The 15,167-nt window shown below is 62.5% G+C and carries 9 protein-coding genes; 5 read left to right on the top strand and 4 right to left on the bottom strand.

Annotated elements, in window-relative coordinates; genetic code table 11:
• The first annotated feature begins 304 nt into the window (after positions 1 to 304).
• Complete coding sequence (locus HWE01_RS02530; protein WP_241821019.1) at positions 305 to 1,075, top strand: hypothetical protein; 771 nt, start codon at positions 305 to 307, stop codon at positions 1,073 to 1,075.
• A gap of 129 nt (positions 1,076 to 1,204) precedes the next feature.
• Here HWE01_RS02530 and HWE01_RS02525 read toward each other — a convergent pair whose 3' ends face one another.
• Entirely contained in the window at positions 1,205 to 3,280 is a 2,076-nt protein-coding gene (locus tag HWE01_RS02525) for a M3 family metallopeptidase (protein WP_241821018.1), read from the bottom strand.
• A gap of 69 nt (positions 3,281 to 3,349) precedes the next feature.
• Positions 3,350 to 4,195 (bottom strand): bifunctional methylenetetrahydrofolate dehydrogenase/methenyltetrahydrofolate cyclohydrolase FolD, encoded by an 846-nt coding sequence (gene folD / locus HWE01_RS02520; protein WP_241821017.1) that lies wholly within the window; start codon positions 4,193 to 4,195, stop codon positions 3,350 to 3,352.
• Positions 4,196 to 4,489: 294 nt separating this feature from the next.
• Between folD and gshA the strand changes: the two genes are divergently transcribed.
• The 4 genes from gshA (at position 4,490) to lpdA (ending at position 12,941) form a co-directional block, all read left to right on the top strand.
• Positions 4,490 to 6,085 carry a glutamate--cysteine ligase gene (gshA, locus tag HWE01_RS02515; protein ID WP_241821016.1) on the top strand — a complete coding sequence of 532 codons (1,596 nt, stop codon included), beginning with the start codon at positions 4,490 to 4,492 and terminating at the stop codon, positions 6,083 to 6,085.
• 543 nt (positions 6,086 to 6,628) lie between these two features.
• Positions 6,629 to 9,325, top strand: a complete 2,697-nt coding sequence (gene aceE, locus HWE01_RS02510) for a pyruvate dehydrogenase (acetyl-transferring), homodimeric type (protein WP_008327017.1) — start codon at positions 6,629 to 6,631, stop codon at positions 9,323 to 9,325.
• A 163-nt stretch (positions 9,326 to 9,488) separates the two neighbouring features.
• Positions 9,489 to 11,147, top strand: coding sequence for a dihydrolipoyllysine-residue acetyltransferase (gene aceF, locus HWE01_RS02505; RefSeq protein WP_241821015.1), 1,659 nt, complete (start codon positions 9,489 to 9,491; stop codon positions 11,145 to 11,147).
• A 30-nt stretch (positions 11,148 to 11,177) separates the two neighbouring features.
• Positions 11,178 to 12,941, top strand: a complete 1,764-nt coding sequence (lpdA, locus tag HWE01_RS02500; RefSeq protein WP_241821014.1) for a dihydrolipoyl dehydrogenase — start codon at positions 11,178 to 11,180, stop codon at positions 12,939 to 12,941.
• Between the two features lie 81 nt (positions 12,942 to 13,022).
• Here lpdA and HWE01_RS02495 read toward each other — a convergent pair whose 3' ends face one another.
• Together HWE01_RS02495 and HWE01_RS02490 are read right to left on the bottom strand one after the other, a co-directional pair.
• Entirely contained in the window at positions 13,023 to 14,438 is a 1,416-nt protein-coding gene (locus HWE01_RS02495; RefSeq protein ID WP_241821013.1) for an FAD-binding oxidoreductase, read from the bottom strand.
• Positions 14,439 to 14,446: 8 nt separating this feature from the next.
• A complete protein-coding gene (locus HWE01_RS02490) occupies positions 14,447 to 15,133 on the bottom strand; it encodes an aspartate/glutamate racemase family protein (protein ID WP_241821012.1) in 687 nt (228 codons plus the stop codon).
• Positions 15,134 to 15,167 lie beyond the last annotated feature (34 nt).

Below are 15,167 nucleotides of genomic sequence, written 5' to 3'. Positions count from 1 at the left end.
TATAGTGGGTCGCGGTGCGGTGTGCTATTCGGGCAAGAAAAAGCAAATGGCCCGCAGCAGGAACTGCAGCGGAAAGAACCTCATCTGGCAAGAACTTTTCTCTACAGAACTTATCCACGGCAATTCGCAGAGTCGATAAGAATGAACTGCGCCTATCCTTGGAAACATAAACTTGTCCGATGCCGTACTGGAAACGGATCCGGTCTTTGCGCCGCCGTTCTGAACCATGAAATTCGTTTTCGCTTTCGCGTCCCTTGCTTGTCTCCTGTCGGCTTGTTCCCCGTCATCTCCCGAACGTCCCCCTATGTCATCTCTTACCGTTTCCATCAATGAGTCGCCAGAAAAACTGCTGCGTGACAATGCAGGACAGATCAAGGTGACGCAGCAGGGGCCAGGCGTGAATTTCTACACGGCGCATTGGGCGCAGCAGAATCCTGGCTCCGTCACGATTGCGCATGGCAGATACACGTTGACGATACCTTACGTGCTGGGTTTTCAAGGCATGGAAGAGTCGCGTGCTCCTTCCGAAGGAATCGTTCAATATGAAGTGTTCGCGGGTGTCACTGCCCCGGACTTGATCGGGCATGACGAAGCGCGCAAGAAGCTCTTCGCTCTCTTGCAAGCGATCCGCAAGGCGGGCTGGACGCCCTTCATTGAGCGTGATGATCCGAGAATCCGGGGTGAGCAACGGCTTGACTATGTCATGAGAAATTCGTCAGCCAGCAGTCTCGATCCTGATTACGAGCCCACTTTCACCGAGTGGATGGCCTTGGAAGATCTTTCCAAATGGACGTTCTGTGCTGATCACACCTATTTGGCGGTGGCGTTCAAACGAGAGGCCAGTCTGGGGGACCCAGTCAAACCTGGTTCTTATTTATTGACCTATACGGTCATGGGAGAAAACCAGCATTTCCGGACTTATGTGGCGCCGAAAGACCGGGACCGCTGGAAAGAGTTGCTGCCCGGTGTCGTCAAGGAGTTGCAGGAACAGCGCCAGCGGGCTGAACAGGGATGGCGCGCGAAGGGAGCGCGAATTGATGAGACCTATCACGACCCTCCGGTTCCGCGCTTTTAACCTGACCAGATAGTTCGCCCTGTTCGATGGATGCAGCAGGGGTTGAAGAAAAATGCCGTTGAGCCTCGGGCTCAACGGCATGGTGTGAACAAGCGCGCAGGGCGCTATGGCGTGCAGGAAGTGTCCCGCTTATGCCGCCATCCCACTATGCCGCAACAGCGCATCAATGCTCGGCTCCCGCCCACGGAACGCCTTGAAGGACTCGATGGCCGGACGCGAACCGCCCACGGCCAGGATTTCCTGCTGGAAGCGGCGGCCGGTTTCCAGCGAGATCACATTGCCGCTGCTGGCAGCTGCCTCTTCAAAGGCGCTGTAAGCGTCAGCCGACAGCACTTCCGCCCACTTGTAGCTGTAGTAACCCGCCGCATACCCACCCGCAAAGATGTGCGAGAACGAATGCTGGAAGCGGTTGAATTCCGGCGGGCGGATCACGGCGATGCGGTCGCGCACGCTGTCGAGCAACTGCTGTACGGTCTGCTGGCCACCGACTTCATATTCATGGTGGATCAGCATGTCGAACAGCGAGAACTCCACCTGGCGCAGCATCTGCAGGCCGGACTGGAAGTTCTTGGCGGCGATCATCTTGTCATACAGCGCGCGCGGCAGCGGCTCGCCGGTCTCGGCATGTGCGGTCAGCTGCTGCAGCACATCCCATTCCCAGCAGAAGTTTTCCATGAACTGCGAAGGCAGTTCCACCGCATCCCATTCCACGCCGGAAATACCCGATACGCCCACTTCATCGACCTGCGTCAGCATGTGGTGCAGACCATGGCCAAACTCATGGAACAGGGTGATGACTTCATCATGGGTGAACAGGGCCGGCTTGGTCACGCCATCGACCACGGCAGGTTCGGTGAAATTGCAGACCAGATAGGCAATCGGGGTTTGCACGCCCTGCGCGGTGAGGCGGCGGGCGCGGGCGTCATCCATCCAGGCGCCGCCACGCTTGCCGGAGCGGGCATACAGGTCCAGATAGAACTGGCCAACCAGTTGGCCATCGCGCTCGATGCGGAAGAACTTCACATCCTTGTGCCAGACCGGGGCGGTATCGGGCTTGATCTGCACGCCGAACAGTTGCTGCGCCACCTGGAACAGGCCGCCGACCACCTTGGGTTCGGGGAAGTATTGCTTCACTTCCTGTTCCGAGAAGGCGTAGCGCTGCTCGCGCAGCTTTTCGGAGGCGTAGGTGCTGTCCCAGGCCTTGAGCTCATCCAGACCCAGCTTTTCGCGGGCGAAGGTCTTCAGTTCTTCATAGTCTTTCTGACCGAAGGGGCGGGCGCGCTGGCCCAGGTCTTCCAGGAAGGCGATCACTTCGCTGGGTGACTTGGCCATCTTGGCCACCAGCGAGACTTCGGCGAAGTTGGCATAGCCCAGCAGTTGCGCTTCTTCCTTGCGCAGTTGCAGGATCTGGTCGATGTTGGCGCTGTTGTCCCATTCGGGCTTTGCGCCCAGTTCCGACGCCTTGGTCGCGTTGGCGCGGTAGATCTTCTCGCGCAGCGCGCGATTATCTGCATATTGCAGAACCGGGAAATAAGAGGGGAAGTGCAGGGTGAACTTGTAGCCGGGCTTGCCGTCCTTCTCGGCGGCGGCACGTGCAGCTTGCTTCACATCGGTCGGAAGCCCCGACAGTTCGGCCTCGTCCTCGACGAAGAGGGCGAAGTCATTGGTGGCGTCCAGCACGTTTTCGGAGAAACGCGTGGTCAGCATGGCCTGCTTTTCCTGGATCTCGGCGAAGCGTTCCTTCTTGTCCTCGGCCAGTTCGGCGCCGGACAGACGGAAATCGCGCACGGCATTGTCCACCACCTTGCGGCGCGCGGCCGTCAGGGAAGCGAAGGCCGGGCTGGCCTGCAGCGCCTTGTACTTCTCGAACAAGGCCAGGTTCTGGCCCAGCCCGGTCCAGAATTCCACCAGGCGCGGCTGGTTCTCATTGTAGGTGGCGCGCAGGGCCGGGGTGTCCATCACCGAATTGAGGTGGCCGACCACGCTCCAGGCGCGGCCCAGCTTTTCGGTGGCCGATTCCAGCGGCTCGACGAAATTGTCCCAGGTGACTTCGGCCATCGGCGCTTCCAGTTCGGTGACCAGACGGCTGGCGTCGGCCAGCAGCTTGTCCAGCGCCGGGGTGACGTGTTCGGGCTGGATGGCGTCGAACTGGGCATAGCCCGAGAAATCGAGCAGGGGATTGGCGGCGATGTCGTTGGTGGTCATGGGCTCTCGTTTCTCTGAAAACATCCGGCAGCCAGGCTGCCGGAGGGTATTGCGCTAAAGGCGTGCCGATCAGCTGCGTTCGGCGGCTTCGATGGTGTTGACCAGCAGCATGGTGATGGTCATCGGACCCACGCCACCCGGCACCGGGGTGATCCAGCCGGCGACTTCCTTGGCATTGGCGAAATCGACGTCGCCACACAGCTTGCCGTTGTCATCGCGGTTCATGCCGACGTCGATGACGACCGCGCCAGGCTTGACCATATCCGCAGTGACAATGTTGCGCTTGCCGGTGGCGACCACCAGGATGTCGGCCTGGCGGGTGTGGTGGCCGAGGTCACGGGTCTTGGAGTTACAGATAGTGACGGTGGCACCGGCTTGCAAGAGCAACATCGCCTGCGGCTTGCCGACGATGTTGGAAGCCCCGACCACTACGGCATTGGCGCCGCGCACCGGGTAATTGATCGATTCCAGCATCTTCATGACCCCATAGGGCGTGCAGGGGCGGAACAGCGGCTGGCCGGTCATCAACAGGCCGGCGTTGCTGACGTGGAAGCCGTCCACGTCCTTTTCCGGGGCGATGGCTTCGATCACCTTGTGGGCGTCGATGTGCGCCGGCAGCGGCAGCTGCACCAGGATGCCGTTGATCTTGGGATCGCCGTTGAGGGCGTCGATGCGGGCCAGGAGCTCGGCTTCCGTCATCGTGGCTTCATATTTCTCAAGAACAGAATGAAGGCCATTGTCCTGGCAGGCCTTGACCTTGTTGCGCACGTAGACCTGGGAAGCCGGGCTGTCGCCCACCAGGATCACGGCCAGGCCGGGTTGCTTGCCTTGGGCGGTGAGGGCGGCGGCGCGCTTGGCCACTTCGGCGCGCAGTTGTTGGGAGAGCAGGTTTCCGTCGATCAGTTGGGCAGACATGGCAGATAGGGCAAATAGAAAGTGAAGGGCAGGGCAGGGAAGAAAGCGCCCGGACAGGCCGGGGCCACTGAAGGGCGCAAGGCGCCAGAACCCGTGATTATAAAGCCAGGCGGCAGGCCGGACGAAATGCCGGCGAGCGAGGATTTGTTGCTATATTGCAAATAGATATTGTCCCCTTGATCTGACATTGGCTTTTGGGGCAGCGCACGACGGGGATTTGCAATTTCGGTTATGCTCCCGCAACCAAGCCTCCCGGCCCCTGATAGACCGCCCTGAAGAAACAAGGATTACCGCATGACCGATCTCCTGACCCGCCGCCTGCACCAGCTATCCCAGCCGCAACATCTTGCGTTGTTGGGCCAGGGTCTGCGCGGGGTGGAGCGGGAGACGCTGCGCGTGGACGCCCGGGGCCACCTGGCCCGCACGCCCCATCCGCCGGCACTGGGTTCGGCCCTGACCAATGACCTGATCACCACCGATTACTCTGAAGCGCTGCTGGAATTCATCACCCCGGCCATGCCCGACATCGCCGATGCCTTGCAGCGCCTGGATGAGATCCACCGCTTTGCTTATACCAAACTGGGGGGCGAATTCCTGTGGAATGCCTCCATGCCCTGCGTGCTGCCGCCGGAAGACGAGATTCCCATCGCCTGGTACGGCAGCTCTCACATCGGCATGTTGAAACACGTCTACCGCCGTGGCCTGGCGCTGCGCTATGGCCGCACCATGCAGTGCATCGCGGGTATTCACTACAACTTCTCCTTGAGTGAAGACCTGTGGGAAGTCCTGCGCGAGGGCGATGAGAGCGTCGATCCCTCGCTGTCGCGCCGCGATTACCAGTCCGAGCGCTACATCGCCCTGATCCGCAACTTCCGCCGCTACAGCTGGTTGCTGATGTACCTGTTCGGCGCCTCGCCGGCGGTGGCGACCAATTTCCTGCGCGGCCGCCCGCACCAGCTGGAGACCCTCTCCGAGGACACGCTCTACCTGCCCTACGGCACCAGCCTGCGCATGAGCGACCTGGGCTACCAGAACCACGCCCAGGCCAACATCACCCCGCATTACAACAACCTGCCGGCCTACATCCGCAGCCTGTCGCATGCGGTCAGCGAGCCGTATCCGCCCTATGAAGCCATCGGTACCAAGCGCGACGGCGAATGGGTACAGATCAATACCAACATCCTGCAGATCGAAAACGAGTTCTACTCCTCGATCCGTCCCAAGCGCGTCATCAACAGCGGCGAGCGGCCGATACAGGCGCTCTCGGCGCGCGGCGTGCAGTATGTGGAAGTGCGCTGCATGGACATCGATCCCTTCAATCCCTTGGGCATCGGGCTGGAAGCCGCGCGCTTCCTGGATGTGTTCCTGCACTTCCTGGCGCTGGAATCGAGCTGCCTGACCTCGGACGAGGAAGGCGTGGAAAATCGCGCCAACTTCCTGGCCACCGTCAAGGAAGGTCGTCGGCCGGGCCTGCGCCTGCAATTCAAGGGGGAATCCCTGCTGCTGACCGACTGGGGCCGCCAGTTGCTGGACCGCATGGCACCGGTGGCCGAGCTGCTGGACCGTCAGCGCGGCGGCAGCCAGCACCGCGACAGCCTGGCCGCCCAGCGCGCCAAGCTGGCCGATCCCGATGCCACGCCCTCGGCACGCGTGCTGCGGGAAATCCGCGCCGCCGGCAATTCCTTCCCGGCCTATACCCTCGCCCAGAGTCAGCGCCAGGCCGCCGAACTGATCGCCCGTCCGTTGTCGTCCGACCAGACCGCCGATTTCGTCGCCATCGCTCAGGCTTCGCTGGATGCCCAGCGCGAGATCGAACGCACCCAGGTGGGCGACTTCGATACCTTCGTGGCGGCTTACCGGGCCAGCACCCTGGGCAATATCGCTATCTAGCCCACCTTCGCTTATTCACTTATATAGAGCAATAACTGAACAAGAAACCGACAAGAGCGCCTCGTCCCCGGACGAGGCGTTTTTGCTGGTCGGTCGGAAAGCCCCATGCTTGCTGTCCTGGCAATTCTTTATGTTCACTTTTATTGGGCAAAAAATGCTGTTTTGTGCGCTCCGGCAGGTCTTTGCCGCATTGCAAACAGGGCAAGAAAACCCCGCCGCAAGGGCGATATAGTAAAAATACGAGGCCCTGGAAGCCCCTATTCATGCCGCTTTGCAGCATATTTTCGTATTATGAAATCGATTATCGTAATTTGAAAATTGAAAATTCCCTGATAAAATTCGTCGTCCACACGGCTGGAAGACCGTACATTTAAGCCTGTTTCGCCTCCGACGCCTTGCCCCAAGGGTCAGGAAAGATTGCAATACAGGCAACACATGACAACTTCCTGCATCACCTGCCGGCGGCATTGCGTACCGAATGACCCGACCGACCCGCCTGGTTTATCCGACCGGACGGATCTCTCAACAACCAGGAGACATGACATGTCAGCCCAAATCGATCAAGTTCTGGCGCAGGCCGCCAACGATCCCGATGTGATGGAAACCCAGGAGTGGCTTGACGCCCTCGAAGCCGTGATCGAAAAGGAAGGCCCGGATCGCGCCCACTACCTGATGGAACGCATGGTCGATCTGGCGCGCCGTCGTGGTGCCCATATCCCCTTCTCCAGCAACACCGCCTACGTCAACACCATTCCCGCCGACCAGGGCGAGCACTGCCCGGGCAACCTGGAATATGAAGAGCGCCTGCGCTCCTGGATGCGCTGGAACGCCATGGCCATGGTGGTCAAGGCCAACCGCGTCGATGGCGACCTGGGTGGACACCTGTCTTCCTTCGCGTCGCTTGCCAACATGCTGGGCATCGGATTCAACCACTTCTGGCACGCTCCGACCGAAGACCACGGTGGCGACCTGCTGTACATCCAGGGCCACTCCTCGCCCGGCATCTACGCACGCGCCTTCCTGGAAGGCCGCCTGACCGAAGACCAACTGATCCACTTCCGCCGCGAAGCCGATGGCCATGGTCTGTCGTCCTACCCGCACCCCAAGCTGATGCCGGAATTCTGGCAGTTCCCGACCGTCTCGATGGGCCTGGGCCCCTTGATGGCGATCTACCAGGCCCGCTTCCTGAAGTACCTGCATGCCCGTGGCATCGCCAAGACCGACAACCGCAAGGTCTGGGCCTTCTGTGGCGACGGCGAAATGGACGAGCCGGAATCGATGGGCGCCATCGGCATGGCCGGCCGTGAAAAGCTGAACAACCTGGTCATCGTGGTCAACTGCAACCTGCAGCGTCTGGACGGTCCGGTGCGCGGCAACGGCAAGATCATCCAGGAACTGGAATCCGATTTCCGCGGCGCCGGCTGGAACGTGGTCAAGGTCATCTGGGGCAGCGGCTGGGACGAGCTGCTGGCCAAGGACAAGGACGGCATCCTGCAGAAGGTCATGATGGAAACCGTCGACGGCGAGTACCAGAACTACAAGGCCAAGGACGGCGCCTACGTGCGCAAGCACTTCTTCGGCAAGCATCCGAAGCTTCTGGAAATGGTCTCCAAGATGTCGGATGACGACATCTGGCGCCTGACCCGTGGCGGCCACGACCCGCACAAGATCTACGCCGCCTTCAAGGTCGCGCAGGAATCCAAGGACCAGCCCACCGTCATCCTGGCCAAGTCCATCAAGGGCTATGGCTTCGGCAAGGCCGGCGAAGCGCGCAACACCGCGCACAACACCAAGAAACTGGACGACGAAGCCATCCGCGCCATGCGCGACCGCTTCCAGCTGCCGATCTCGGACGCTGAACTGCCGAACATTCCGTTCTTCAAGCCTGCTGACGACGCACCGGAAATGCAGTACCTGCACGAGCGCCGCAAGGCCCTGGGCGGTTACCTGCCGCAACGCCGCGTGCACGCGGACGAAAAGCTGCCGGTGCCGGAACTGTCGGCCTTCCAGGCCATGCTGGAGCCCACTGCCGAAGGCCGTGAAATCTCCACCACCGCCGCTTATTCGCGCGTGCTGACCGCACTGCTGCGCGACCCCAACCTGGGCCCGCGCGTGGTACCCATCATGGTCGACGAGTCCCGTACCTTCGGGATGGAAGGCCTGTTCCGCCAGATCGGCATCTTCAGCCAGGTCGGCCAGCTGTACGAACCGGTCGACAAGGACCAGGTGATGTACTACCGCGAAGACAAGGCCGGCCAGATCCTGCAGGAAGGCATCAACGAAGCGGGCGGCATGAGCTCGTGGATCGCTGCGGCGACCTCGTACTCGACCAACAACCGCGTGATGATTCCGTTCTACACCTACTACTCCATGTTCGGTCTGCAGCGTATCGGCGACCTGGCCTGGGCAGCCGGTGACATGCGCGCACGCGGTTTCCTGATCGGCGGCACCGCCGGCCGTACCACTCTGAACGGTGAGGGCCTGCAGCACGAAGACGGCCACAGCCACGTGTTCGCTTCGGCCATCCCGAACTGCATCCCCTACGACCCGACCTTCGCCCACGAAGTCGCCGTGATCATCCATGACGGCCTGCGCCGCATGGTGGCCAACCAGGAAGACGTGTTCTACTACATCACCGTGATGAACGAGAACTACGGCCACCCTGGCATCAAGCCGGGCCAGGAAGAGGGCATCATCAAGGGCCTGTACCTGTTGAACGAAGGTGGCAAGGAAAACAAGCTGCGCGTGCAACTGCTGGGTTCGGGCACCATCCTGCGCGAAGTCATCGCCGCCGCCGACCTGCTGCGTGATGACTGGAAGGTCGATGCCGACGTTTGGTCCGCACCGTCCTTCACCCTGCTGGCCCGCGATGGCCAGGATGTGGAACGCTGGAACATGCTGCACCCGGCCGAGGCCCCGAAGAAGAGCTACTTCGAGCAATCGCTGGAAGGCAGCGAAGGCCCGATCGTGGTCTCCACCGACTACATGCGCACCTATGCCGAGCAGGTCCGTGCCTTCGTGCCGAAGGGCCGTTCGTACAAGGTGCTGGGCACCGACGGCTATGGCCGTTCGGATACCCGCGCCAAGCTGCGTGAGTTCTTCGAAGTGAACCGCTACTTCGTGACCGTGGCGGCCCTGAAGTCGCTGGCCGATGAAGGCAAGATCAAGCCGGAAGTGGTGGCGCAAGCCATCGCCAAGTACGGTATCGATCCGAACAAGCCCAACCCGGTGACCCTGTAAGGACTGCCTGACCGACCATCCCCGCCTCAGCCTGCTGATCGCGGGGATGTGTCGTGTCTGGAAAGCCACCCCAATGGGGAGGTCCGCTGCTCAGGCAGCACCTGCCCTAAGCGAATACTTCTCCCGGCACAGCGCCTGGGAACAGAACAACGGAGCGCATCAGATGAGTCAAGTCGAAGTAAAAGTCCCGGACATCGGCGATTTCAAGGAAGTCGAAGTCATTGAGGTGATGGTCAAGGTCGGCGACACGATCAAGGTCGACCAGTCGCTGATCACGGTCGAATCCGACAAGGCCAGCATGGAAATCCCGTCCAGCCAGGCCGGCGTGGTCAAGGAAATCAAGGTCAAGGTCGGTGACAAGGTCGCGGAAGGCTCGCTGCTGGTGATCGTCGAAGGCGAGGGCGCTGCTGCTCCCGCCGCCGCACCGCAAGCCGCCGCTGCCGCTCCTGCGGCCGCGCAGGCCTCCGCCCCGGCACCGGTCCCTGCTGCTGCACCGGCAGCCGCTGCTGGCGGTACCGTCGAGATCGAAGTGCCCGACATTGGCGACTTCAAGGAAGTGGAAGTCATCGAAGTCATGGTCAAGGTGGGTGACACCGTCAAGGCCGAGCAGTCGCTGTTGACCGTGGAATCCGACAAGGCCAGCATGGAGATCCCCTCCAGCCACGCTGGCGTGATCAAGGAACTGAAGATCAAGCTGGGTGACAAGGTTGCCAAGGGCAGCATCATCGCCACCATCGAAGCTGCGGGCGGCGCACCTGCTGCTGCTGCTGCTGCTGCTGCGCCTGCCGCAGCGCCTGCAACTGCCCCCGCTCCTGCAGCAGCACCCGCGCCCGCCGCTGCGGCCGCCGTGCCTGCCATCGCTACCGCGTCGGCCACCAGCACCGGTGGCAAGGCCCACGCTTCGCCCTCCGTGCGCAAGTTTGCTCGCGAACTGGGCGTGGACCTGTCGCGCGTGCCGGCCACCGGTCCCAAGGGCCGCATCCTGCAATTGGACGTGCAGAACTTCGTCAAGGGTGTCATGGCCGGTTCCACCTCGGTGGCCGCTTCCGCACCGGCGACCAATGGCAGCGGCGCGGGCATGAACCTGCTGCCGTGGCCGTCGCTGGACTTCAGCAAGTTCGGTGAAACCGAACTGCAACCGCTGTCGCGCATCAAGAAGATCAGCGGCCCCAACCTGCATCGCAACTGGGTGATGATCCCCCACGTGACGCAGTTCGACGAAGCCGACGTGACCGAGCTGGAAGAATTCCGCAAGACCTCCAACGACGCCTTCGCCAAGGCCAAGTCGCCGGTCAAGCTGACCATGCTGGCCTTCGTCATCAAGGCCAGCGTCTCGGCGCTGAAGAAATTCCCGGCCTTCAATGCGTCCCTGGACGAGAAGGGCGAGAACCTGATCCTGAAGAAGTACTACAACATCGGCTTCGCCGCCGATACCCCGAATGGCCTGGTGGTACCGGTCATCAAGAACGCCGACCAGAAGAGCATCGGCCAGATCGCCACCGAAATGGGCGAACTGTCCGCGCAGGCCCGCGACGGCAAGTTGAAGCCGGCCGACATGCAGGGTGCCACCTTCACCATCTCCTCGCTGGGTGGCATTGGCGGCACCGCCTTCACGCCCATCATCAATGCGCCGGAAGTGGCGATCCTGGGCCTGTCCAAGTCGATCACCAAGCCGGTGTGGGATGGCAAGCAATTCGTGCCGCGCCTGATGCTGCCGACCTCGCTGTCCTATGACCACCGCGTCATCGACGGCGCCATGGGCGCGCGTTTCTCGGCGTATCTCGCCGACGTGCTGGGCGATCTGCGCAAGTCGCTCCTCTAAGCCACCCCCGAACATTACGGAGTCAGGACAATGAGTCTCTCTGAAGTCAAGGTCCCCGATATCGGGGATTTCAAGGAAGTCGAAGTCATCGAGGTGATGGTCAAGGTTGGCGACACCATCAAGGTGGATCAGTCGCTGATCACCGTCGAATCCGACAAGGCCAGCATGGAAATTCCGTCCAGCCAGGCTGGCGTGGTCAAGGAAGTCAAGGTCAAGGTGGGTGACAAGGTCGCCGAAGGTTCGCTGCTGCTGATGGTGGAAGCGGCCGGCGAAGCCGCTGCAGCCCCGGCTCCGGCTGCACCGGCTGCAGCGCCTGCTCCGGCAGCCGCTCCCGCTGCCGCACCGACGGCGGCCAGCTTCGGCGGCAGCGCTGACGTGCAGTGCGACGTGATGGTGCTGGGTGGTGGTCCTGGTGGTTACTCGGCCGCCTTCCGCGCCGCCGACCTGGGCCTGAACACCGTCATCGTCGAACGCGAAGCCACGCTCGGTGGCGTCTGCCTCAACGTCGGTTGCATCCCGTCCAAGGCGCTGCTGCACGTGGCCGCCGTGATCGACGAGACTGCCGCCATGGCCTCGCACGGTGTCACCTTCGGCAAGCCCGAAATCGACATCGACAAGCTGCGCGCCTACAAGGACAAGGTCATCGGCACCATGACCGGTGGCCTGGCCGGCATGGCCAAGGCCCGCAAGGTGCAGGTGGTCAATGGCGACGGCCAGTTCGCCGGCCCCAACCACATCGAAGTCACTGCAGCGGACGGCAGCAAGAAGGTGGTGCAGTTCAAGCACGCCATCATCGCCGCCGGTTCCTCGGTGGTGAACCTGCCGTTCGTGCCGCAGGATCCGCGCATCGTCGATTCGACCGGCGCGCTGGAACTGCGCCAGGTGCCCAAGCGCATGCTGGTCATCGGTGGCGGCATCATCGGCCTGGAAATGGCGACCGTCTATTCCACCCTGGGCGCGCGCATTGATGTGGTCGAGATGATGGACGGCCTGATGCAAGGTGCGGACCGCGACATGGTCAAGGTCTGGCAGAAGTTCAACGAGAAGCGCTTCGACAACGTCATGGTCAAGACCAAGACCGTGGCCGTGGAAGCCCTGCCCGAAGGCATCAAGGTCACGTTCGAAGCCGCTGAAGCCGGTGCCACCGCACCCGAGCCGCAACTGTACGACCTGGTGCTGGTGGCCGTGGGCCGCAGCCCGAACGGCAAGAAGCTGTCGGCCGACAAGGCTGGCGTGATCGTCTCGGATCGCGGCTTCATCGCTGTCGACAAGCAGATGCGTACCAACGTGCCGCACATCTTCGCCATCGGCGACCTGGTGGGCCAGCCCATGCTGGCGCACAAGGCGGTGCACGAAGGCCACGTGGCCGCCGAAGCGATTGCCGGCGAGAAGAGCTTCTTCGACGCCAGCGTCATTCCTTCGGTGGCTTATACCGATCCGGAAGTGGCATGGGTCGGCGTGACCGAAGACGAAGCCAAGGCCAAGGGCATCAAGATCGAGAAGGGTCACTTCCCGTGGGCCGCTTCCGGCCGCGCCGTGGCCAATGGTCGTTCGGAAGGCTTCACCAAGCTGCTCTTCGATGCCGAGACCCATCGCATCATCGGTGGCGGCATCGTTGGTACCCATGCAGGCGACATGATCGGCGAAGTGGCGCTGGCCATCGAGATGGGCGCCGATGCGGTCGATATCGGCAAGACCATCCACCCGCACCCGACCCTGGGCGAGTCCCTGGGCATGGCAGCGGAAGTGGCAGAAGGGCATTGCACGGACTTGCCGCCGCAGCGCAAGAAGTAAGCGCAGCGTCATGCATGAAAAAATGGCGGACCCTCGGGGCCGCCATTTTTTTCATGGGGTCACGCCTGCGTGGTTCATCCTCTAGAGCAGCTTCCCCGGATTCATGATCAGGTTCGGATCAAACGCCTGTTTGATGCGCAACATCAGTTCCATCTCCAGCGGCGACTTGTAGTGTCGCAGTTCGTCGCGCCGCAATTGGCCCACGCCGTGTTCGGCGCTGATGCTGCCTAGTTTCTCCGTTACGAGGTCGTGCACCAGCCGGTTCAGTTGCAGCGTGGCCTGCTTGACCTCTTCATACGAGGAGGACAGCGGGATCATTACATTGAAGTGCAGGTTGCCATCGCCCAGGTGGCCGAAGTTGATGATCTCTGCCTGCAACCCGCACGCAGAGATGAGCGCTTCAGCCTCGTCCACGAAACCGGCAATGGCCGAGATCGGTAGCGCGATGTCATGCTTGATGACCTTGCCGGCCCGCACTTGCGCCTGCGAGATTCCCTCCCGGATTTTCCACAGCGCCGCGGCCTGCGTGCCGCTGGTGCAGAGCATGGCGTCGCTCACCAGCCCATCCTCCATGGCCTGCCCGAGCAGCTCTTCCAGCATGGCCTGCAAGCCCACGTCCTCGGTATCGGCCAGTTCGATCAGGGCGTTGTAGCGGGCCGGTTGCGCCAGCGGCGCACGGGTGTCGCTGACGTGCTGCAGGACCAGCGCCAGCGAGGCGGCCGACATCATCTCGAAGGCCACCAGCCGGTCACCGCAGCGTGCCCGGGTGCGCGCCAGCAGCTCGGCCAGTTGTTGTAGGCTGTCGCTGCCGACCCAGGCCGTGGCACGGGCGTGCGGTTGCGAGAACAGTTTCAGTACGGCCCCGGTGATCACGCCCAGCGTGCCTTCCGAACCGATGAACAGATCACGCAGGTCGTAGCCGGTATTGTCCTTGCGCAGGCCGCGCAAGCCATTCCAGATGCGCCCATCCGGCAGCACCACTTCCAGCCCCAGGGCCAGCTCGCGCATGTTGCCAAAGCGCAGCACCGCAATCCCGCCGGCATTGGTGGCCAGGTTGCCGCCGACCGTGCAACTGCCTTCGGCACCCAGGCTGAGCGGGAAATAGCGTCCCGCCGCGCGCGCCGCTTCCTGCGCATGCGCCAGGATCACGCCGGCGTCGACCGTCATGGTGTTGTTGATCGGATCCACCGCGCGGATGCGGTTCATGCGGGTGGTCGAGAGGATCACCTGGGCGCCGCTGTCGTCAGGCGTGGCTCCCCCGCTCATGCCGGTATTGCCACCCTGGGTGACGATGGGGGTGTGGGTGAGGTGGCACAGGCGGACCACCTCGGCGGTCTGCGCCGTGTCAGCCGGGCGCACCACCACGGCGACGCGACCCTGCCATTTATTGAGCCAATCCTTCACATAGAAAGACTGCTCCTCGGCTGCCGTGACCAGGCCCGCGTCGCCGACGATGCTGCGCAGCTGCGCTATCAGTTGCTGGGTATTTTCATTCATATCGGCCCTCACGCACCATGCCAGTTCATCTTGATGCGGCCGATCGCCATGGCCGCCGCCGCCTGGCTGGGTTCGACCACCGGTATGCCCAGGGCTTCCTGCAAGGCGTCGCGATAGACCGCCATGCCGGCACATCCCATGACGATCACGTCGGCGCCATGTGTATCGCGCAGGCGCAGGCCGACATCACACATGCGCGCCAGCGTGCGGTCGTAATCGGCCAGTTCGGTCACGTTCAGGCCGATGGCCAGTTCGCCCGCCAGCCGCGCTTGCACGCCCATCGCCCCGTAGGCGCGCAGATGGCGCGGGATCGAGCCCGGCAGGATGGCGATGACGCCGAAGCGCTGGCCCAGTGTCAGGGCCGTCAGCACACCACTTTCCATAATCCCCAGCACCGGCACGTCGACCGCCTCGCGCACCGCATGCAGGCCAGGATCGGAGTAGCAGGCGATGACGAACGCACCGGCACGGGCACGCAAGGAGCGCGCCAGCGATACCAGCTGTGGCGCCACGCTGTCCACGTCCTGCTGGGTCTGGATGCCGGGCGGGCCGGAGGGCAGCGACAGGCATTCGATGACCGGCCCCCCGGCCATGCGCAGCGGCGCCATCGCTGCATCGATGCCGCGCGTGACGGCGGCCGTACTATTGGGATTGATGACGAACAGGGCAGGGCCGTCGGCCGGGACAAGGGACATGATGGTTTCTCGCAAAACAGGAGTCAGCACAGGC

The organism is Herbaspirillum sp. C7C8 (assembly GCF_022627875.1).
GTDB lineage: Bacteria > Pseudomonadota > Gammaproteobacteria > Burkholderiales > Burkholderiaceae_D > Herbaspirillum.
Note: the sequence above shows the minus strand (reverse complement) of the source record. Positions and strands in the feature narration are given on the sequence as shown.

Coding starts and splice junctions, on each gene's coding strand:
- gshA (WP_241821016.1), top strand. CDS start 4,490: ATGACCGATCTCCTGACCCGCCGCCTGCACCAGCTATCCCAGCCGCAA.
- HWE01_RS02490 (WP_241821012.1), bottom strand. CDS start 15,133: ATGTCCCTTGTCCCGGCCGACGGCCCTGCCCTGTTCGTCATCAATCCC.
- aceF (WP_241821015.1), top strand. CDS start 9,489: ATGAGTCAAGTCGAAGTAAAAGTCCCGGACATCGGCGATTTCAAGGAA.
- aceE (WP_008327017.1), top strand. CDS start 6,629: ATGTCAGCCCAAATCGATCAAGTTCTGGCGCAGGCCGCCAACGATCCC.
- HWE01_RS02530 (WP_241821019.1), top strand. CDS start 305: ATGTCATCTCTTACCGTTTCCATCAATGAGTCGCCAGAAAAACTGCTG.
- folD (WP_241821017.1), bottom strand. CDS start 4,195: ATGTCTGCCCAACTGATCGACGGAAACCTGCTCTCCCAACAACTGCGC.
- HWE01_RS02525 (WP_241821018.1), bottom strand. CDS start 3,280: ATGACCACCAACGACATCGCCGCCAATCCCCTGCTCGATTTCTCGGGC.
- lpdA (WP_241821014.1), top strand. CDS start 11,178: ATGAGTCTCTCTGAAGTCAAGGTCCCCGATATCGGGGATTTCAAGGAA.
- HWE01_RS02495 (WP_241821013.1), bottom strand. CDS start 14,438: ATGAATGAAAATACCCAGCAACTGATAGCGCAGCTGCGCAGCATCGTC.